This window comes from Bacillus sp. JJ783 (assembly GCF_036963225.1).
GTDB classification, from domain to species: domain Bacteria; phylum Bacillota; class Bacilli; order Bacillales; family Bacillaceae_G; genus Bacillus_A; species Bacillus_A cereus_U.
Genome location: NZ_JBALMG010000135.1, coordinates 1 through 22,183 on the forward strand (window position 1 = coordinate 1; position 22,183 = coordinate 22,183).

Below are 22,183 nucleotides of genomic sequence, written 5' to 3' on the forward strand. Positions count from 1 at the left end.
AACTTGTATCATGTCTATAAAATACAACTATTAAGAATGAGGTGAGGAAATATAACAGAAATTCATTGAGAAATAGAGAAGAATAGTATGATGGCAACGAAGAGTTAACATATAATGAAATATATAAATCGGATCAAATCATTTACTAAGCACTTTCACTCATAATAGTGTAATTAAGTTCAAAGGATAGGTGTATTTCATGAAAGAAATAAGAGAATATATTGAAACAAAGAAACAAGGATTATTTGAATTACATATAAAAGAAACCGAAGAAAAGTTAGGTGCTATTTTTCCAGCGCAATATAGGGATCTTTTTAAATTAGTTAATAACGCCGAAATAGGAGAATGGATACTATATCCTATTAAAGATAATAGAAATTTAGTGAAAACTTGGGATGATATAGTTAGACAAAACGTTGAGTTGAGCGATGAGCATATGCCTGAAGATTTTATTATAATTGGTGACGATGGTTCAGGAGATAAATTGTGCTTTAAAATAAATAACGGAATAATGGATGATGAAATATATATTTGGTATCACGAAGATGAAGAAATGGAAGAAATAGCCCCAAGTTTAAAAGGATTTATTTTAGAAACTATTCAGGAAGACGATGCTTTTTAGTGTTAATGATTATAATATAATGAATCAGATGTATTTAAAGCGAGGATGGAATATGACAATAGAATTATATGGCGCACATTACAATGAAATAAAAGGGTATAGAGTAATTGAAGGGAAAGATTCATATACTCATTACTTTGGTGGTCAAGATTGCAATTTGCCAGTATGTAAGCTATGCGGTGAGAAGATGCATCAAATTCTCTGTTTTGATTTGAAAGATGAGAGGCTTGCTAAATTTAAAAGTGGTGAATTAGATGTTTTACCATTAGTTTCTTGTCTGAACTGTGCGATGGTGTGGGAACCTCAATATTTTCAGTTAAGTAATGGGGGTAAAACAGTTCAAATAATAAAGCAGGATAATACGGAAGATTGGGTAATGGAAGATGAGTATAAGCTACCGATTCACCTACCAAAAACGAATGTAAAGTTAACGAATATGAAAAATGAAGATACACCTACTGATGAAGATAGTTACTGGGAAGCTTTTGACTTATTCGGTTCGGAATATGTATGTAGATTATTAGGGGCACCATTATATGAAGATCTTCCAGAAGATTTGGCATGCCCAAGTTGTTCAGAAGCGATGATGTATGTTGCTACAATTACACAAGACCTTGAAAAACGGGAACTTATTTCAGTAGTTGATTTTCAGTTTGGGGAAATGAATATATATTATTATTTATGTAAAGAGTGTTCCGTTATGAAAACTGAAATACAAAGTACATAATAAAAATAAGACTGACTCATTCTGTCAGTCTTATTTTTGTTTTGTAACCTCATTAAGAATCGCATGAAATATGTCTTTTTGTGTGAAATTATCTGTAAAAACAGTTTCTCTATCTACTTCAATTGTATCGTGAGGATTATACCATTTACTCAATAAATCCTCTCCAAACTCAAGTCGTTTTTCTCTAGTATTATGCCGTCTAATCGTTTCTTCGAGAGATAAATCGAAGTAATATGTATACGCGTTTCCTTCAAAATAATATATCAATTCTTTTAACATATCTCCATATCTACGACTGTTTAATATACCTTCTAAAATGACAAATTCACATTTTCCTTTTCCGTACTTCGTAATTTCAAATAGTAAATCATGAGATAAGTTACCCATTGTGTCGTGCACTTTTAGCATATCCCTGCGCACAACGTCTTGTGAGACTAGAAGTGTTCCTTGCCCGAAATGTTCTTGCAGTTCCTTTGCGATTGTTGTTTTGCCACTTGCGGAGTTTCCTCGAAGAATAATTAATGTTGATTTCAAAGTCTCATCTCCAAAATGTTTTAGTTTTTTTAGGTCTTGCTACAAAAGAACTTCATTATGGGAAACATTCTTTTAGTTAAGTAATAGTTTATGATACTCAGTATAAGTTGAACAGAATAATTTCTTATTGTGGGATTATGCAAGTAAAGCTGGTTTAAAAATTTACTATCCGCATATAGAAAAGTTATTATAAGAGTAACTAATAAGGAGGTGACCTATGTTATTCCAAAAGGGACAATTATTAGTTAGATCCGTAATAAAAAACGATGCACCTATCATTTCTAAATGGTTAAAAGACCCAGAAGTCCTACAGTATTACGAAGGAAGAGATAATCCGCAATCTGTAGAAAAGGTACTTGAACATTTTATACATCATCCAAACAGTAATGAAAAAAGATGTTTAATAGAATTCGATGAAGTGCCGATCGGTTACATTCAAATGTACGCAGTTGATTCTGAATGGAAAGCGTTATATGGATATGAAGAATCGCGTAATGTATGGGGGATGGATCAATTTATCGGAGAACCGACCTTTTGGGGAAAGGGAATTGGAACAAAACTCGTTCAAGCAGCAATTACATACATTATGAAAGAAGAGGGTGCAGAAACAATTGCAATGGACCCCAAAGTAAATAACGAACGTGCGATAAAGTGTTATGAAAAATGCGGATTTAAAAAAGTGAAGATTTTAAAGGAACATGAACTGCATGAGGCGAAATTAGAAGATTGTTGGATGATGGAATATAAATAATTATAATGAATATGCAATGGCTTATACAAACAAGGGGAGCTGTGTGAAATGAAAAAGGCATTACTAGTTATTGATGTGCAAGCGGGTATGTATACAGCAGGAATCCCAGTACATAATGGGGAAAAGTTTTTAGAAACGTTGCAAGAACTTATTGGGGAATGTCGTTCGAATGGTATTCCGGTTATTTATGTACAACATAACGGGCCGAAAGATCATCCGTTAGAAAAAGATACAGATGGCTGGAAAGTACATGCGGCGATTGCACCGCAAGAAGGGGATCTTGTCGTTGAAAAGACGACTCCAGATTCATTCTATAAGACAAACTTAAACGAAGTGTTACAAGGAAAAGGCATTGAGCGTGTTATTATTTCAGGAATGCAAACAGAGTACTGTGTGGATACGACAACGCGCAGAGCGTTTAGTGAAGGGTATAAAGTAACATTAGTGAGTGATGCGCATAGTACGTTTGATACAGATGTATTGCGTGCTGAAGATATTGTAAAGCATCATAATGTTGTGTTTGGATCATTTGCGGATGTTGTTGCATTGAAAGATCTAAAAGTAGAAGCGTAAGTATTGAAGTGGCTGTCTCTAAATGGGGGCAGCTTTTTTATTTGAGGATAGGTCGTCAAACATTGTCGATAAATCGATATTCTTTGTAGAATCGTTGATATAATTAGAGTTACGATAGATATATTCAAAAAATCGTTAATATAATTTCATTCGCCGTATTGATATTACAAAAAATAAAAAGGAGCGCCACATCGTCAAAAATTCGAATGATGAGACAGCTCCTTTTTTGCACCAGTAATTATGGCTTTATTTCTTCTTATCTTTATCCAACACATTCTGTTCTTCAGCAAACTCCGTACCATATGCAAACCGGCGATTAATTCGAATGTTATCATTGTTATGTCTTGTGTGGGAATTAGAAAAGCGATGGACGATTACTTCTGATAATGTAAAGACGATGGCAGAAAGGATACTACCCCATGCAATTTGCATGTAGTTGTCTAATAAAATATTACCGAAAATCCAAACGCTTAAATACGTAAGTAAGAAATCCGTCATAATGGCAGCGGAATTGCCAATTCGATTTAAAATAATTTTATCAACAAACATATAAGAAACGATTGTGACGAAGAGACTAAAAGAAATGATTTGGACGAGCGTTGCTGGGAAAAATAGAGCTAGTCCGATACTAAAAGCGATGATGCATGATATAAATTTAATAAGTATTACAGTAATATCACTCAATATTTACACCTCCCATTTATACATAGTTTTACAATAAATTCAGGAGTTCATACATTGTAAGTGTTTAAATTAGATAAAACTTTATCACGTCGAAATTTTATCTAAATATTAAAAAAACATTCAAAAAATGTTATAGTGAAATGAGAGCGTATGACATTTTTAGGTAAGGGGGAATCCGGGATGTGGATTACTTCAGAAGTAGAAATTCCAGATGAGTTAATCGATCACCTTGAACAAGGGAAGTTAGTATTATTCGTTGGAGCAGGAGTTTCTATGAAGGGGAAATCAAACTTACCGAATTTCGATGATTTAGTTGATGAAATTTCGAAAGCTTTATATGTCGAAAGGCGTGAGATGACAGAACCCCACGATTATTATCTCGGTAAAATTGCGAAAACGAAAGATGTGCATCAAGTTGCAAGAGACCTCGTTAATATAGAAAAATCAAAACCAAATCCATTACACTATGCGATTCCAAGGCTGTTTCCGTTAGCTGCGGATGTTCGAATTGTAACGACAAACTTTGATCAACATTTTACGTCTGTAATTACAGAAATGAATAGAGAGCTGAATATTTATTATGCACCTGCTTTACCGACAGGGAGAGCGTTTAAAGGGTTGGCTTACATACATGGGAATATAGAACAAGAGAAAGAAGCTTTAATTTTAACGGATGGTGATTTTGGAAGGGCTTACTTAACAGAAGGATGGGCGAGACGATTTTTAGTTGATTTATTTTCAAATTACACTGTTTTATTCGTTGGGTATAGTCATAATGATCCTGTAATGAAATATTTAGCAACAGGCTTACCACCGAGTACAAGGCGTTATGCTTTCGTCGCACAAGGTGATAATACATATCATTGGGAGCATTTAGGGATAAGACCGATTGTGTATCCGAATAAAGCAAATAATCATCAGGCACTTGTGAAAGCGGTGAAGCGGTGGGCGGAATTAATGGGGGATAATTATATTACGAAAAGAATGCGTATTCGTGATATTGTAACCGTTCCTCCATCAGTAGAGCAGGAGCAATTATCCTATATAAAACAGTCAATAAAAAAAATTGAAACCGTTCGGTACTTCGTTGAATTTGCTCGTGATTATGAATGGGTGGAATGGCTTGAAGCAGAAGGGAAATTAAGAAACTTATTTCTGCTTACAGCAAATTATGATGAAGTAGATGAATTGCTTGCGGAATGGTTAGTGGAGCAATTTCTATTTAGTCATCAAAAAGAACTATTTCAATTGATTTTTAAAAATTATTCTAAAATATCCCCGTTATGGTGGCGAACAATTTGTACTTACTTAAACGAAACGAAAGAAGCGATGGACCCTTTGTTGTTTGCAAGATGGACATTACTTTTATTAGAAACAGCAGAGAAAGATAGTAGCTCTATTGAAATGATCACATATTTATTGCAAAAATGTTCTTTCCCTGAGCATAAAGAAATTGGCTTGTTGCTATTAACGTTTATTTTAGACGGGAAACTTAAACTGAAGCGTGTAAGAAGATGGGGAAATGATACGCAAGAGTCGATTGAACTCGAGGAATCGAGTCGTATACCAATGTCTATTTTTTCACATGTGGAGCAAATTTGGAAAGAGAAAATGAGACCACATATCGCTTACTACGCAAATCCAATTATGGTTATGGGATTAGAAAAGATACAACTATTGTCATTAAGACAACATGCACTGAAAAAAAGAGATAGAGAAATTTCAGTGCAGGAGTTACAGCAAAATGATTTTACATTTTTAATTCAAATTGTAAAAGAGTGTCTTACATATTTAGGTGAAAACAATGAGAAAAAAGCAAATTATTATATTACAGAAATGATAGAAACAGATAGTGTACTTCAAAAACGAATTGCGATTGAAGCAATGATTAATAATGTATTCGTTACAGCGGATGACAAACTGAAGTGGTTGTTACATGCAGATGTTCTTTTAGATTTCACATGTAAACATGAAGTGTTTCAACTTTTAAAGAATTATTACACAGATGCTTTAGAGGAAACGAAAGAAGAAGTAATTCAACATGTATTAGAGTATCTTGCAGAAGAGAGGGCGTTTGATGCTTGTCTTGTATTAGACTTACTATTCACGTGTGATCCGAATAGTGAGTGTACGGCGGAAGGATATGAGCTAATGAAACAGAAACACCCTCATTTTTCTTCAGATCAATACAGTGTTCCAAAGAAAGAGGAAAATGAACAACGTATTACATGCAATGTAACAGCTGATGGGTTACTGCAGCTGAAAGACGATGAAATAATGGAGCAAGTTCGGCAATTTTCAAGAGATGGTGTTTTTGAGCAACGTCATTTTTCAGAGATGTTATCAAAAGCGTGTAAATTGAATGTAGAGTGGAGTATTTCGTTTGCTTATCAACTAGTAGGCGTGCACGAAATTAGTAATGAAGTATGGTTTGTGTGTATTAGAGAGTGGCGAAATAACAGAAATTTGACGAATGAACAAATTCAAAAGATTATACCGTTATTGCAGAAGTTTGTTAGAAATACTGCTTTTCATTGGTTAATTAGTAATTTTCTATATGAAATTAGTAATCGATTAGAAGAGTTAGATGAAAATAGTATACGGATTGTAAAACGTTTTTCTTTTTCTGTACTTCCACAAGTTATGAGAGGGGAATCGGATTTTAAGATTGGAAAACAAGAGTTTTACAATGAATCTATTCAGCATCCTGTTGGGAAGATGACTGCTGTATTACTAAAACTGTTAGCATATGATCATTTATACGATCGCAACGTGTATGAATATTTATTTTTATTTGAGGAGCAGGTAAGGGTTACTTCGGAAAGAAAGAACTTTATGTTTGCTCGTTTAACAGCAGATATTACGTTTTTATACCATATTGAGAAGCAATGGTGTCGAAAAAATTTATTACCTTACTTAGATTTAAAGAAAGAAAGTGAGCTTACGAAATATGCGTGGGCGGGATTATGTTATACGCAAATTAATGTACCTTTGTTTACAGAAATAAGGCGATATATTAAGTATGCGGTAGAACATTTAGAGGCACTACATCCATATACGAGAGAAGCATTTTTAAAATGGCTTAGCTTTGTATTTATTAAATGCGTATTATATTGGGAGCAAAAAACAGATTGGTTATATCCACTTTTGATGCAAGAAAACGAAGAAAATAAAATTAAATTTATGCAGTATTTATTCTACTACGTAAAAACGTTAAGTGGTAAGGAACAACAAAAATTTTGGACAGCGTGGCTTAGTGTGTTTTTAAGAGAACGTCCGAAAATGGGCGTAATATCAACGAGAGAATACATGATGCTTTTACGTATTGTTTTATGCATGGATGAGGTTTTAGAAAAAGGACTAAATATTATTTCGAGTAAATTTCAAGGTGTGGAAGGACAATGTAATCAAGAAGAAATGAAACAGTTGTTTATAGAGATACTTGAAAAGAAAGAGAGTTTGAAAGCGTATAAAGAATTGTATGCAAATGTGTTTTTCACTTTACTTCAGACGTGTCAAGAAGCCGATTTACTTGAAAGTGAAATTATACAAATAAAAGAACTATTAACCAAGTATGGAGTAGAAAGACATGTATTAAATTTAATAGAAAATGAGATAATTCGTATCGGAATTGTAACGGAGAATTTACAAGAGGAATCATAGGGCGAAAACGGATTTTTAAAAAATAAATAAAAAGTTGTTGACAGTGTTTTGAAAAGCGTTCTATAATACGAATCATACTTATTCAATTTCAAAAACATTTGAATAAACAAAGTGCAATGAAGAGATCACAGTAGTGGTTAGTCTTACTGTAACAGAGAGCTGGTGGTTGGTGTGAACCAGTACAGAGATAATCATGAATTACAGTCTTGGAGCATCTTTTTCGTAGTAAAGATAGTATTGTCTTTATGAAGGGAAAGACGGTCAGATGATCGTTAACAATGAAGAGAGGTAGACGAAAGAAGTCTACAACTAGGGTGGTACCGCGATAAATATCGTCCCTACTGATTGGATCAGTAGGGATTTTTTGTACAAAAAAAGTGATTTTTAACTAGTAGATAGTGTCTTTATGGTAATTATTAGTTTAAAATAAGAAGAGGTATCGATTCCACTTTAAATTTGTATAATTTATCAGTTCAGAAAATAGAGAATTTTACATTCTCTTACTATACTTTTAAAACATTAGAGGAGGATTTCCAAATGGCAAATCATGAATTAGATCAATTACGTAAACAGGTAGATGAAATTAACTTACAACTATTACACCTTTTAAACAAACGCGGTGAAATCGTTCAAAAAATTGGAGAGCAAAAACAAGTACAAGGTACGAAACGCTTCGATCCAGTACGTGAGCGTGAAGTGCTTGATATGATCGCAGAGCATAACGAAGGACCATTCGAAACGTCAACGGTTCAACATATTTTCAAAACGATTTTCAAAGCAAGCTTAGAATTACAAGAAGATGATAACCGTAAAGCATTACTAGTTTCACGTAAAAAGAAAAAAGAAAATACAATTGTTAATGTTAAAGGTGAATTGATTGGAAACGGAACACAAACGTTCATTATGGGACCTTGTGCGGTAGAAAGTTTAGAGCAAGTTCGCCAAGTAGGGCAAGCGATGAAAGATCAAGGACTTAAATTAATGCGCGGCGGTGCTTTCAAACCGAGAACATCTCCATACGATTTCCAAGGTTTAGGAGTAGAAGGTTTACAAATTTTACGCCAAGTAGCAGATGAGTTCGACTTAGCGATTATTAGTGAAATTTTAAATCCGAATGACGTAGAAATGGCGCTAGAATACGTTGATGTAATTCAAGTTGGAGCACGTAACATGCAAAACTTCGATTTACTACGAGCTGTAGGTAAAGTTAATAAGCCAGTATTACTAAAACGTGGATTAGCAGCAACAATTGATGAGTTCATTAATGCAGCGGAATACATTATTGCACAAGGTAATGACCAAATTATTCTTTGTGAGCGCGGTATTCGCACATACGAAAGAGCGACACGTAACACATTAGATATTTCAGCAGTACCGATTTTAAAGAAAGAAACACATTTACCAGTTATCGTAGACGTAACGCATTCAACAGGGCGTAGAGATTTATTATTACCAACAGCAAAAGCGGCACTTGCAATTGGAGCAGATGCAGTAATGGCGGAAGTACATCCGGACCCAGCAGTTGCGTTATCAGATTCTGCGCAACAAATGGATATTCCAGAATTCCATAGATTCATGGATGAGTTAAAAGGTTTCAAAAATAAATTATCTTAATTCCATATCATATATGCACTGAAGAGGAAACAGTAGTGCTTATCTCACTGTTAAAGAGAGCTGATGGTCGGTGTGAATCAGTACAAAGGTAAGCATGAATTACAGCCTTGGAGCATCTTTCCCGCCAACTTTTGAAGGGAAAGACGGTCAAACGATCGTTAAAGCAGAAGAGAGGTAGACGAAATAAGTCTACAACTAGGGTGGTACCGCGATAAACATCGTCCCTACTGAGCGCTCAGTAGGGACTTTTTTGTACAAAAAAATAATAAAGGGGTAAGAGAAATGAGATACATTACAGCTGGAGAATCACATGGTCCGCAGTTAACAGTTATTTTAGAAGGTGTACCAGCAGGTTTAACATTAACAGCGGAACATATTAATAAAGAATTATTAAGAAGACAAAAAGGGCATGGGCGCGGAAGACGCATGCAAATTGAAACAGATACAGTTGAAATTGTAAGTGGTGTACGTCACGGGATGACACTCGGTTCACCGATTACGTTAATCGTAAAAAATGATGATTTCAAACATTGGACGAAAGTAATGGGCGCAGAACCAATTTCAGAGCAAGAAAGTAAAGAAATGAAGCGTACGATTACAAAACCGCGTCCAGGACATGCGGATTTAAACGGGGCAATTAAATACGGTCATCGTGATATAAGAAACGTATTAGAGCGCTCTTCTGCAAGAGAAACGACTGTTAGAGTTGCGGCTGGTGCAGTTGCGAAACAAATTTTGAAAGAACTAGGTGTGGAAATCGCAGGACATGTTCTTGAAATTGGCGGAGTAAAAGCGAAGCCTATTACTCACTTGCCGATAGAAGAAATTCAAACGATTACTGAAAACTCACCTGTTCGATGTTTAGATAAAGAAGTAGAACAAGAGATGATGGATGCGATTGATGATGCGAAAAGCAGCGGAGATTCAATCGGTGGTATTGTTGAAGTAATTGCAGAAGGTATGCCAATTGGAGTTGGTAGCTACGTCCATTACGACCGTAAATTAGATGCAAAACTTGCCGGTGCTATTATGAGCGTGAATGCATTTAAAGGTGCTGAAATCGGAATTGGTTTTGAAGCGGCAAGACAGCCGGGAAGTAAAGTGCACGATGAAATTATGTGGGATGAAGAGAAAGGATACACGAGAAAAACAAATAATGCGGGTGGTTTAGAAGGCGGTATGACAACAGGTATGCCAATTGTAGTAAGAGGTGTAATGAAGCCAATTCCTACATTATATAAACCGTTAGCAAGCGTAGATATTGATACGAAAGAAGCGTTCCAAGCGAGTATTGAAAGATCTGATAGCTGTGCAGTACCTGCAGCCGGTGTTGTAGCTGAAGCTGTTGTTGCGTGGGAACTTGCAGATGCACTAGTCGAACAATTCGGAAAAGACCGCATGGAATTACTAAAGCAAAACATTACGCAACATAACAAATACGCAAAAGAATTTTAATGAAAAGGCGGGGTTAACATGCGAGTAAAAGATCAACTATCATCATTACAACCGTATAAACCAGGTAAATCACCAGAGCAAATGAAAGAAGTATACGGGAATCATTCATTTGTTAAGTTAGCATCAAATGAAAATCCATTTGGCTGTTCACCTCGTGTTTTAGGAGAATTACAAAAATCGTGGCAGGAACATGCATTGTATCCAGATGGCGGAGCTACAACGCTCCGTCAAACGATTGCAGAGAAATTACAAGTGAAAATGGAACAAGTGCTTTGTGGTAGTGGGCTCGATGAAGTCATTCAAATTATAAGCCGTGCAGTGCTCAGAGCAGGAGATAACATTGTTACTGCGGGTGCAACATTCCCTCAATATCGCCATCATGCGGTTATTGAAGGATGTAAAGTGAAAGAAGTTCCTTTAAATAACGGTGTATATGATCTAGACGAAGTTTCTTCAGCAATTGATGAACATACAAAAATCGTTTGGATTTGTAATCCGAATAATCCGACAGGCACATATGTTAATGAGCAAAAATTGACTCAATTTATTGAAGGTATTAGTGAAAATACGTTAATTGTCATTGATGAAGCGTACTATGAATACGTAACAGCAAAAGATTTTCCAGAGATATTACCACTTCTGGAAAAGCATAAAAACATTCTTGTACTTAGAACATTTTCTAAAGCATACGGATTAGCTTCTTTCCGCGTCGGATATGCAATTGGGCAGGAAGAGTTAATTGAGAAATTAAATGTTGTCCGTTTGCCATTTAACGTATCTTCATTAGCTCAAAAAGCGGCAACGATTGCCTTTAGTGATGAAGCGTTTATTGAGGAAATAGTACGTGTTAATAAAGAGGGATTACACCAGTACGAAAGTTTTTGTACAGAAAATGAAATCCCGTTTTATCCGTCGCAAACGAACTTTATCTTCTTACCAGTAGATGATGCTGGAGAAATTTATGAATCTTGCGCGCACGCTGGTTTTATTATTCGTCCGTTTCCAAATGGCGTGCGTATTACAATTGGAACAAGGGAACAAAATGAGGGAGTGATTTCAGTGTTAAAACAACACTTTGAAAATAAAAAAAGTAAGTCTCGAGATGAGGCAAATGTGTAAAAAGGTAGTATTAATTGGAACAGGATTAATAGGAGGCTCACTTGCATTAGCGATAAAAAAAGAGCACGATGTAACGATTACCGGCTATGACATATTTAAAGAGCAAGTAGAGCGCGCAAAAGAATTACATGTAGTTGATGAAGTAGCAGTAGATTTACAGAGTGCATGTGAGGAGGCACATTTAATTGTTTTTGCCTCTCCAGTTGAAGAAACGAAAAAGTTATTACACAAACTTGCATCATTTCATTTACGAGAAGATGTTATTGTTACCGATGTAGGAAGTACGAAAGGGACAATTATGAATGAAGCGGAAGCTTTATTATCAAAGAAAGTTTCTTTTATCGGTGGACATCCGATGGCAGGTTCTCATAAAACTGGTGTCGAAAGTGCAAAGGCGCACCTTTTCGAAAACGCATTTTACATTTTAACGCCAATGAATCACGTGCAGGCTGATCAAGTAGATGAGCTAAAAGAATGGCTAAAAGGAACCGGATCGCATTTTCTCGTTTTAAATACAAAAGAACACGATTATGTAACTGGCATTGTTAGTCATTTTCCGCATCTTATCGCAGCAGGATTAGTAAAACAAGTTGAGAAACATGCAGGGGATAACCCGCTTATTCATCAACTGGCGGCAGGTGGATTTAAAGATATAACACGCATTGCATCAAGTAGTCCGAAAATGTGGAGTGATATCGTAAAACAAAATCGCGGTCATTTATTGGAACTATTAGAAGAATGGATCTCAGAAATGGAAGAGTTATATAAGACGGTTTCTAAAGGAGATGCAGGAGAAATACAAAGCTATTTTGCAGATGCGAAAGAATACCGTGACTCTTTACCAGTGCGAAAGAGAGGCGCAATTCCTGCCTATCACGACTTATACGTCGATGTTTTAGATAAAGTAGGGGCATTAGCTCATATTACGAGTATTTTAGCAGAAGAAGAAATTAGCATTACAAACTTGCAAATATTAGAAGCGCGCGAAGGATTGCTTGGGGTGCTTAGAATTAGCTTCCAAAGAGAAGAAGACCGCATGCAGGCAAAGCTGGCGCTAGGAAAAGAAGAATACCAAACGTATGAAACAATTTAAAAAAGAAGGTGAGAACGTGAAGGGAACAAAAATACAACCTGTAACTAATGGATTGAATGGAACAATTACAATCCCAGGTGATAAATCAATTTCGCATCGCGCTGTCATGTTTGGCGCAATTGCAGATGGAAAAACAACAATTAAAGGATTTCTTCCTGGTGCGGATTGTTTAAGTACGATTTCTTGTTTTAAAGAAATGGGAGTAGAGATTACGCAAAATGAAGACGAAGTTACGGTAATTGGAAAAGGATTAGAAGGTTTGCAAGAACCAAAAGCTGTATTAGATGTTGGTAATTCTGGTACAACGATCCGATTAATGTCAGGAATACTTGCAAACACACCATTCTTTTCTTGCGTGCAAGGTGATGCTTCAATTGCGAAGAGACCGATGCAGCGTGTAACAAATCCACTAAAGCAAATGGGCGCAAAAATTGATGGTCGAGAAGAAGGAACGTTTACGCCGCTAACAATACGCGGAGGAGATTTAAAAGCGATCCAATATGCTTCACCTGTCGCAAGCGCGCAAGTGAAATCAGCTATTTTACTTGCAGGTCTTCGTGCTGAAGGTGTAACAACTGTTACAGAACCTCACGTTTCGCGTGATCATACAGAAAGAATGCTTGAGGCGTTTGGCGTTACAGTAACTCGCGAAGGGAAAACTGTAAAACTAGCTGGTGGACAAAATCTAAAAGGAACAGACGTTCAAGTTCCGGGTGATGTATCATCTGCGGCATTTTTCTTAGTAGCAGGTGCAATTATTCCAAATAGTAAACTGTTATTACAAAATGTAGGAATGAATCCGACTCGTACAGGTATTATTGATGTTCTTGAGAAAATGGGGGCTACGTTTACTGTAGAGCCAATTAACGAAGGTGCATCAGAGCCAGCTGCAAACATTACAATTGAAACATCGTCACTGAAAGGAATCGAAATCGGCGGGGATATTATTCCGAGACTAATCGATGAAATTCCAATTATCGCCTTAGCAGCAACACAAGCAGACGGAATTACAGTCATTAAAGATGCACACGAGCTAAAAGTGAAAGAAACAAATCGTATCGATACAGTCGTTGCTGAATTAACGAAACTAGGAGCTCGCATAGAAGCAACTGATGATGGAATGATTATTTACGGTAAATCGAAGCTAAAAGGAAATACAGTACATAGTCACGGTGATCATCGCATTGGAATGATGCTTGCAATTGCTGGCTGTATAGCCGAAGGAGAAACAACAATTGAAGATGCAGAAGCGGTAGGTGTATCGTATCCTACATTTTTTGAAGAGCTTCAAACGTTAGCTAAATAAATTGATGAGAAGCAGATGCGTAATGTATCTGCTTTTTTATGTTAGATTGTTTCTAAATCGATATCTTTTGTTGAAACATCCTCATAATTTCACTTACCAAACTGTAATAGTAAGAATTATGGTACAATTCGAACAGAGGATGGAGGAGAAATATATGAACGTTATACAATTAAAAGAAGATAAGTTTAGAGAAGCATTACGTTTATCAGAATATGCTTTTCAATATAAAGCAAATGAAGAATGGGCAGAGCAGAAAATTACACGAATGAAAGAAAGCCATCAAATATACGGCATTATGGAGGGCGAAGAAGTAGCCGCAAAACTTCATCTTATACCGTTTCATATTTACATAGGAAAAGAAAAGTTTAAAATGAGCGGTGTTGCAGGGGTAGCGACGTATCCAGAGTATAGAAGAAGTGGGTATGTAAAAGAGTTACTTCAGCATTCACTGCAAACGATGAAAAGAGATGGATATAGTGTATCGATGTTACATCCATTTGCAGTTTCATTTTATCGTAAATACGGCTGGGAACTTTGTGCGAATCGAATCGTATGTCAGATGACAAAGAACGATTTAACAATAAAAAAGCAAGTGAATGGTACAGTGAAACGTTTTAGTAAAGATAATCATCCAGAAGAAGTAGAGAAGCTATATGAAACATTTGCAGAACGATTTTCGGGTATGTTAGTTCGCGGACGTAAATGGTGGCTACAAGCGGTGTATCATGATTTAACATTGGCAGTTTACTATGATGAAAATAAGAATGCAGCTGGTTACATTTTATACAAAATAGAGAATTCTAAAATGACAGTAGAAGAATTTGTCCCATTACATAATGAAGCGAGAAATGGTCTTTGGAATTTCATATGTCAGCATGATTCTATGATAAAAGATCTTGAAATGATACTAAGCGAAACAGAGCCACTTCTTTACACATTACAAGAACCACGAGTAAAAGCAGAAGTAACTCCATATTTCATGGGAAGAATTGTAGATGTAGAACAGTTTTTCAAACAATATGAATGGAATGGGAGCAACGAAGAACAAGAAGTGATTTTACATATTACTGATTCATTTGCGCCGTGGAATAACGTAACGGTCCGACTTATAAATAATGAAATAACAATCATTAAAGAAGAAACAGCAAAAGAAAAAGGGATTCAAATGGATATTAACGCGTTATCTACTATTATATTTGGTTATAAACGTCCGTTAGAATTAAATGAATTAGAGTTAATAAGCGGAAACGAAGAGGAGATACGTGCATTTGAGAATTTAGTGCCCGTGCGTAAGCCGTTTATTTATGATTTCTTTTAATTTTGTAAAGCTTTGTGCGGCATACTAATGTGTAAATAGAAATGTACTATAACTAAACATAATTAGTTATAGTACATTTCTGCTTTTAACGAAGCATTAACCACTTGACTTTTAATCCATGTAATTTATAATTAAAAACGGAATGAATTTTCATTCCTGAAAATTGAGGTGAGCAAAATGGCTAAAAATAAACAAGAGGATATTTTTGATGCTGCTATAAAACTTTTCGCAGAGCGTGGTTACGATGGTACGACAATTCCGATGATTGCTGAAAAAGCAAATGTTGGCGCTGGTACTATTTATCGCTATTTTGAAAATAAAGAGGCACTCGTTAACTCACTATTTTCAAAGAGCATGTTGCAATTATCTGAAATACTAAAAACTGATTTTCCTGTTGAAGCAAATATTCGTGAACAGTTTAGTCATATTTATAACCGTTTATTTGAATTTGCGAGAAACAATGTGGATGCTTTTCTTTTTACAAATTCTCACTGTGATAGTTATTTTCTTGATGAACAGAGTAACAAAATATTTGACGATTTTATAGGCTTCTTTATGAATATTATAGAAGATGGAATCGCAAAAGGTTTGCTCCGTCCATTGCCTCCAGTTGCTTTAATTATTATTGTATATCAACCGCTAGAAAAATTAACTAAAGTAATGGCAACAGGGCAATTAGAATACTCAAAAGAATTAGTAAAAGAATTGGAAGAAAGCTCTTGGAATGCTATTAGAATCATTTGATTCTATAGCTCTATAAGGATAGGAATGAACATTCATTCCGAAATAGATATATAAAATGAGAACAGGAGATGATATATCCGTACAACTAAAGGAATGAATATTCATTCCGATAGAGGTAGGTAAATAGATTTAAAAATAATTTAATAGAATAATAGGAATGAACGTTCATTCCGAATGCAACATGAAATTCTAAAAGTAGGAGATGATTCATATGAGCAAATTAAAAAGTTGGAGAAGTTTATCTTTTCTATTATGGGTAGTTATTACTATTACAATGGTCGTAACGATGCCTAATATGGATAAGTTAGTGAAAGAAAAAGGGCAAATTACGATTCCTAATACAGAACAAAGTAGTATTGCTGACAAGATGATAAAAGAGATGGATAAAGAAGGTGTTGAAAAGTACGAAATTATAGCCGTTTTTAATAGTGGTAATAAAGCAGCTTTAACTACTGAGCAAAAAGAGGAAATAACAAAAACGATCAATGCGTTACAAAGTGAAAAAGAGCAATTAGGAATTAAGGAAGTTGTTTCACATTTAGATAATAAAGACTTGGAAAAACAGTTAATTTCTAAAGACAATACGACTATTTTAACGCAAATATCGGTAGATAAAAAGCATGGTGAAATATCAAAAGTTGCAGAGGAGCTACATAAAAAAGTTAAACCGAAAGGGGTAAAAACATACTTAACAGGAAGTGACTTAATCGGAGATGATTTTCTTAAATCCTCTCAAGAGGGAGTGCAAAAGACAGAAGTTATTTCAATCATTTTCATTCTTGTAGTATTAATCATTGTATTTCGTTCACCAATTGTTCCGATCGTTTCACTTCTTACAGTTGGGGTATCGTACTTAGTTTCAATGGGAATTATTGCTCATTTGGTTGATCAATTTAATTTTCCATTTTCAAACTTTACACAAGTGTTTGTAGTTGTCGTCCTGTTTGGAGTAGGAACAGACTATAACATTTTATTATATACGAGATTTAAAGAAGAATTAAGTAAACAAGAAAATGCGTATTTAGCTACGAAAGAAACATTTAAATCAGCAGGTAAAACCGTTTTATATAGCGGAATTGCAGTACTAATCGGTTTTGCATCTCTTGCATTAGCGAGTTTTAAATTATATCAATCTACTTCAGCGGTAGCAATTGGTGTCGCAGTATTACTACTCGTATTAACAACTTTAAATCCATTTTTCATGGTGCTATTAGGAAAAGGAATGTTTTATCCAGTTAAAACATTTAAAGGACATGAGGATAGTCGTTTATGGGGATTCTTTGCGAAAAACTCGGTAGCAAGACCATTTGTTGCTTTAATTATTGTGTTTGTGATATCGATTCCTTTCGTATTAAAATATTCTAACACGCATAATTACAATGATTTATTTGAAGTAGATAATAAGTATGAATCAAAAATGGGGATTAATGTAATAGAAGAGCATTTTCCGCCTGGTTTCTCTTCACCGGGTACGCTAGTTATTCAATCTGACAAAAAGCTAGATGAAGCGACTTCTCTACAAACTTTAGATGAACTAACTGAAAAACTTTCGAAAGTTAAAGGGGTTTCAGAAGTATATTCACCGACGCGTCCAACTGGAGATAAGATTAAAGAATTATATATAAATAAACAAGCCGGAGAATTGAATACAGGCTTAGGAGATGCAAATGGTGGTATAAAAGAAATTAATGACGGATTAACTGATGCGAAAGACAAAATGGGTGGTAATGACTCAAATAGTCTCGCAAATGTTCAAAAGTTAATTGATGGAACAAATGAGGCGAAAAATGGCGTAACAGCATTAGGAACAGCTTTAAATCAATTATCGAATGGAATAAACAATGGGGCACAAGGGGCGAAGCAAATAGAGGATGGGCTAGCATCATTAAACGGAAATATCAATGCCCTTTCAAATGCAACTTCTCAGCTTCATGCTGGGTATACTCAGTTAGAAAAAGGTTTAAGTTCGTACAATCAATATTTCGGAGGTATTTCTCAAGCGATTGATGGTGCGAAAAAAGGATATGAACAAATTGAAACGTTAATGAACAATTTCATTCAAACAAAACCAGAATTAGCAAATGATCCTAATGTGCAGCAAACATTAGGAATTACAAAAGAAGCTCAGAAGCAATTAAGTGTCCTTTCAAATGAATTAAATCAATTAGCGACGCAGCACAAAGCAGCGATGAGTTCATTTAAAGAAGCGAATCAATCGTTACTGAAAGTAGATAGTGGTTTAAAAGAAATGAACAGTGGCGTTACGCAATTACAAAAAGGGGCAACCGAGCTGAAAAACGGCTTGAACGAAGGAGCTACAGGTTCAAAACAAATTGCGAACAAATCAGGTGAGTTACAATCTGGACTAACGAAAATAAATGATGGGCAAGGTCAATTATTAACTGGACTGAAAGATTTGCAAGAAAAGATGGGGCAATTACAATCAGGCTTATCTAAAAGTACAGAAGGTTTAGGAAAAGTAAGTAACGGTCTAGGGGACGCTCAAAAATATTTAGGTGAGCTGAATGAATCGAAAAGCTCAGAGAAGTTTTATATTCCAAAAGAAGTTTTGGAGGGAGAAGACTTCCAACAAGCATTGAATACGTATATGTCACATGATAGAAAAACTGCTAAAATGACAATCATTTTAGACGTAAACCCGTATTCAAAAGAAGCGATGCCTATTATTCAAGAAATTAATAAAACGATAGACGGTACGTTAAATGGTACAGAATTAAAATCGGCGAAAAAAGCAATTGGCGGAACAACAGCTAGAAACGTTGATTTAAAAGAAGTAACCGGGCAAGATTTCTTACGTACAGCTACGATTATGTTAATTGGAATTGCGATTGTATTAATAGTGATTACCCGTTCATTATTAAACTCAATATTTATTATTGGATCATTAATATTAGCGTACTTCGCATCACTTGGTATAAGTGAACAAATTAGTGCGCATATATTACATGTAGAATCATTAAGCTGGAATGTTCCATTCTTTAGCTTCATTATGATTGTCGCTTTAGGAGTGGATTATAGCATCTTCGTAATGATGCGATACAATGAGATAGAAGGGGATTCAGTAACGAAAATTGTAAATGCATCTCGTCATATAGGAGGAGTCGTATTATCAGCGGCACTTATTTTAGGTGGGACATTTGCAGCATTAATTCCTTCAGGTGTATTAACGCTAATACAAGTAGCATTAGTTGTTGGCATTGCCCTTATATTATTAGCTTTAATTGTTATGCCAATTTTATTACCAGCTTTAATAGGGTTAATGAGTAAAATACAAAGTTATAAAAAGAAAATAATTGATAAGAAGTAATAAAAAAACTGTAGAGAGTGTGTTCTCTACAGTTTTTTATTGAAAACAGAGTGAAGAACGTTTGCGAATAAACGAAAAAAATACTTTCTAATATATGGTGAAATATAGTTAGGGAAATACGGAAAATATTCACGCCCTTTTTTGTAGTAGGAGGGATTTATGGGTAACAAACAAATCATTCGTTTATGGTATGTTAAGTTTTGGTGGGGCAATTATATTCTTGAGGTTGTGTGAATATCTTTTTGATATGAATTTGTATAGCGAAATGACCGATTCATTTATATTCACTTTTCTTTCATACATAATATCCTAATGGAATATCGTGTGTTTCCATTTGTTTTGAGTATTGTCACTAGTTACATATACCGAAAAACAAATTCATTGCTAGCACAAATCCTTATTCACTATATATGGAATTTAACTAGTATTATTTAAAATGCTGTATTAACTAGTAAATCAATGTAATAACCACACGATAAAAGCAATCAACCGTTGCTATTCATCCAGCTTCTACTATATAATAGCTATAGTCTACAATAATTGAGTCGTAATATGCGATTTTTTAAGACAATCGGTGAGAAAACGCTGAAATAAGTGGTATTAGTAGGAGGACACAAATGATTACAGTAAGTAACGTTAGTTTGCGTTTCGCGGATCGCAAATTATTTGAAGATGTTAACATAAAATTTACGCCAGGTAATTGCTACGGTTTAATTGGAGCAAACGGTGCTGGTAAATCAACATTTCTAAAGATTTTATCTGGAGAAGTTGACCAATCAACAGGTGACATACATATTACGCCAGGTGAGCGTCTAGCAGTATTAAAACAGAATCACTTCGAATATGAAGAGTTCCCTGCACTAGAAACAGTAATGATGGGTCACACACGTCTTTATAAAGTAATGCAAGAGAAAAATGCAATTTACATGAAAGAAGACTTTAGTGATGAAGATGGTATGCGTGCTGCAGAACTTGAAGGTGAGTTCGCTGAGCTAAACGGTTGGGAAGCTGAGTCAGAAGCTGCAATCCTTCTAAAAGGATTAGGTATCGGTGAAGATATTCATGATAAAAAGATGTCTGAATTAACAGGGGCAGAGAAAGTAAAAGTATTACTTGCTCAAGCTTTATTCGGTCAACCTGACATTCTATTACTAGATGAGCCTACCAACCATTTGGACTTAAAGGCGATTCAATGGTTAGAAAACTTCTTAATGAACTTTGAAAATACAGTTATCGTTGTATCCCATGACCGTCACTTCTTAAATAAAGTATGTACGCACATGGCTGATCTTGATTTCGGTAAAATTCAATTATACGTTGGTAACTATGACTTCTGGTATGAGTCAAGCCAATTAGCATTAAAACTAACTCAAGATTCTAACAAGAAAAAAGAAGAGAAAGTAAAAGAGTTACAAAACTTTATTGCACGCTTTAGCTCAAACGCATCTAAAGCGAAGCAAGCAACTTCTCGTAAAAAATTATTAGATAAAATTACATTAGATGATATTAGACCGTCATCACGTCGTTATCCGTTCGTTGGTTTCACACCAGAGCGTGAAGTAGGAAATGACTTATTAACGGTTGAAGGTATTTCTAAAACAATCGACGGAGAAAAAGTATTAGATAATGTGAACTTCACTTTAAATAAAGGTGATAAAGTTGCATTTATCGGCCGTAACGATATTGCAATGACAACATTATTTAAAATTCTTATGGGTGAAATGGAGCCAGATAGCGGTTCATTCAAATGGGGTGTAACAACATCGCAAGCTCATTTCCCAAGAGATAACTCTGAGTACTTCGAGAACAGTGATTACACTTTAATTGATTGGTTACGTCAGTTCTCTCCACAAGATGAATCAGAAAGTTTCTTACGTGGTTTCTTAGGCCGTATGCTATTCTCTGGTGAAGAAGTAAAGAAAAACGTTTCTGTTTTATCTGGAGGAGAAAAAGTTCGTTGTATGTTATCTAAAATGATGTTAAGCGGTGCAAACGTATTAACATTAGATGATCCAACGAACCATTTAGACCTTGAGTCTATTACAGCATTAAACAACGGTTTAATCACATTTAAAGGAACATTACTATTCACTTCTCATGACCATCAGTTCGTACAAACAATTGCAAACCGTATTATCGAAGTAACGCCAAACGGTGTAGTTGATAAGGTAGCAACGTATGATGAGTTCTTAGAAAATGAAGAACTTCAAAAACAAGTTGATGCAATGTACAAAGGTCAATAATGAATGATTAAAACCCCCGCTCTCTTTTATGAGAGCGGGGGTTTTGTTGAAAAGAAATACAATCTTTTCATTTAAATAAAGGGGGGACTGAAATCAATAGTTATTCGAAAATAACATTAGCAATGGTAAGAAAATTTTGAAGCGTGGATAAACCCTGAAATGATGAAGAAATGTTTTTTTACATTGGAAGGGACGAATAAAGTAACGGAAAATACTCCTGAAGTAGGAGGAAGTTAGTTATAAAGGATAAGGTTGTAGGAAAAGTGTAGTTTGAGCATTTACTTCAAACTACACTTTTTCTTATGTGAAATATGTACCAAAATTGGAGATAGATTAGTTTGCAAATGAGGGAATAAAGGATTATAGTTTGTGGAGTCATAATTAGTGGATGAGTCTTGGGAGAAAACAG

The 22,183-nt window shown here is 35.1% G+C and carries 17 protein-coding genes, 1 pseudogene and 2 other annotated features; of the genes and pseudogenes, 16 read left to right on the plus strand and 2 right to left on the minus strand.

Annotated elements, in window-relative coordinates; translation table 11 throughout:
- Window positions 1–199 precede the first annotated feature (199 nt).
- Entirely contained in the window at window positions 200–622 is a 423-nt protein-coding gene (locus tag V7038_RS24030; RefSeq protein ID WP_002013423.1) for an SMI1/KNR4 family protein, read from the plus strand.
- A gap of 52 nt (window positions 623–674) precedes the next feature.
- Window positions 675–1,349 (plus strand): hypothetical protein, encoded by a 675-nt coding sequence (locus V7038_RS24035; RefSeq protein ID WP_070128609.1) that lies wholly within the window; start codon window positions 675–677, stop codon window positions 1,347–1,349.
- 30 nt (window positions 1,350–1,379) lie between these two features.
- Here V7038_RS24035 and V7038_RS24040 read toward each other — a convergent pair whose 3' ends face one another.
- Window positions 1,380–1,883 (minus strand): kinase, encoded by a 504-nt coding sequence (locus tag V7038_RS24040; RefSeq protein WP_002013426.1) that lies wholly within the window; start codon window positions 1,881–1,883, stop codon window positions 1,380–1,382.
- A gap of 217 nt (window positions 1,884–2,100) precedes the next feature.
- Here V7038_RS24040 and V7038_RS24045 point away from each other — a divergent pair, with 217 nt between their 5' ends.
- Both V7038_RS24045 and V7038_RS24050 read left to right on the plus strand, forming a co-directional pair.
- On the plus strand, window positions 2,101–2,634 hold the full coding sequence (locus V7038_RS24045) for a GNAT family N-acetyltransferase (protein ID WP_335695750.1): 534 nt from the start codon (window positions 2,101–2,103) through the stop codon (window positions 2,632–2,634).
- Between the two features lie 48 nt (window positions 2,635–2,682).
- Window positions 2,683–3,207, plus strand: a complete 525-nt coding sequence (locus tag V7038_RS24050; RefSeq protein ID WP_335695751.1) for a cysteine hydrolase family protein — start codon at window positions 2,683–2,685, stop codon at window positions 3,205–3,207.
- Window positions 3,208–3,453: 246 nt separating this feature from the next.
- Here the strand turns inward: V7038_RS24050 and V7038_RS24055 are convergent, their stop codons facing one another.
- Window positions 3,454–3,891 carry a YndM family protein gene (locus tag V7038_RS24055; protein ID WP_070170276.1) on the minus strand — a complete coding sequence of 146 codons (438 nt, stop codon included), beginning with the start codon at window positions 3,889–3,891 and terminating at the stop codon, window positions 3,454–3,456.
- Between the two features lie 150 nt (window positions 3,892–4,041).
- Between V7038_RS24055 and V7038_RS24060 the strand changes: the two genes are divergently transcribed.
- The 12 genes and pseudogenes from V7038_RS24060 to V7038_RS24115 all read left to right on the plus strand — a co-directional run.
- Complete coding sequence (locus V7038_RS24060; RefSeq protein WP_070128513.1) at window positions 4,042–7,554, plus strand: DUF4020 domain-containing protein; 3,513 nt, start codon at window positions 4,042–4,044, stop codon at window positions 7,552–7,554.
- 107 nt (window positions 7,555–7,661) lie between these two features.
- Window positions 7,662–7,897, plus strand: a binding site (T-box leader).
- Between the two features lie 194 nt (window positions 7,898–8,091).
- Complete coding sequence (locus tag V7038_RS24065; RefSeq protein WP_001273572.1) at window positions 8,092–9,168, plus strand: bifunctional 3-deoxy-7-phosphoheptulonate synthase/chorismate mutase; 1,077 nt, start codon at window positions 8,092–8,094, stop codon at window positions 9,166–9,168.
- Window positions 9,169–9,177: 9 nt separating this feature from the next.
- Window positions 9,178–9,397 (plus strand) — a binding site (T-box leader).
- Between the two features lie 53 nt (window positions 9,398–9,450).
- Complete coding sequence (gene aroC / locus V7038_RS24070) at window positions 9,451–10,623, plus strand: chorismate synthase (protein ID WP_002110458.1); 1,173 nt, start codon at window positions 9,451–9,453, stop codon at window positions 10,621–10,623.
- 18 nt (window positions 10,624–10,641) lie between these two features.
- Window positions 10,642–11,742: a histidinol-phosphate transaminase gene (hisC, locus tag V7038_RS24075; RefSeq protein ID WP_002110457.1), complete on the plus strand. Its 1,101-nt coding sequence runs from the start codon at window positions 10,642–10,644 to the stop codon at window positions 11,740–11,742.
- A complete protein-coding gene (tyrA, locus tag V7038_RS24080) occupies window positions 11,735–12,835 on the plus strand; it encodes a prephenate dehydrogenase (protein ID WP_002110456.1) in 1,101 nt (366 codons plus the stop codon). The genes hisC and tyrA overlap by 8 nt, the downstream gene beginning before the upstream one ends.
- A gap of 16 nt (window positions 12,836–12,851) precedes the next feature.
- Window positions 12,852–14,141 carry a 3-phosphoshikimate 1-carboxyvinyltransferase gene (gene aroA / locus V7038_RS24085; protein WP_002200141.1) on the plus strand — a complete coding sequence of 430 codons (1,290 nt, stop codon included), beginning with the start codon at window positions 12,852–12,854 and terminating at the stop codon, window positions 14,139–14,141.
- 154 nt (window positions 14,142–14,295) lie between these two features.
- The gene (locus V7038_RS24090; RefSeq protein ID WP_335695752.1) at window positions 14,296–15,459 is read left to right on the plus strand and encodes a GNAT family N-acetyltransferase; all 1,164 of its coding nucleotides are present in this window, start codon (window positions 14,296–14,298) and stop codon (window positions 15,457–15,459) included.
- Window positions 15,460–15,636: 177 nt separating this feature from the next.
- Window positions 15,637–16,203, plus strand: a complete 567-nt coding sequence (locus V7038_RS24095) for a TetR/AcrR family transcriptional regulator (protein ID WP_002110452.1) — start codon at window positions 15,637–15,639, stop codon at window positions 16,201–16,203.
- A 211-nt stretch (window positions 16,204–16,414) separates the two neighbouring features.
- A complete protein-coding gene (locus V7038_RS24100) occupies window positions 16,415–19,531 on the plus strand; it encodes an MMPL family transporter (protein WP_070128507.1) in 3,117 nt (1,038 codons plus the stop codon).
- A gap of 282 nt (window positions 19,532–19,813) precedes the next feature.
- Window positions 19,814–19,966: a CPBP family glutamic-type intramembrane protease gene (locus V7038_RS24105; protein ID WP_223260376.1), complete on the plus strand. Its 153-nt coding sequence runs from the start codon at window positions 19,814–19,816 to the stop codon at window positions 19,964–19,966.
- A 182-nt stretch (window positions 19,967–20,148) separates the two neighbouring features.
- Complete coding sequence (locus tag V7038_RS24110) at window positions 20,149–21,774, plus strand: ABC-F family ATP-binding cassette domain-containing protein (RefSeq protein ID WP_002110450.1); 1,626 nt, start codon at window positions 20,149–20,151, stop codon at window positions 21,772–21,774.
- 159 nt (window positions 21,775–21,933) lie between these two features.
- Window positions 21,934–22,008, plus strand: a pseudogene (locus V7038_RS24115) (ATPase); the annotation flags it as partial.
- Window positions 22,009–22,183 lie beyond the last annotated feature (175 nt).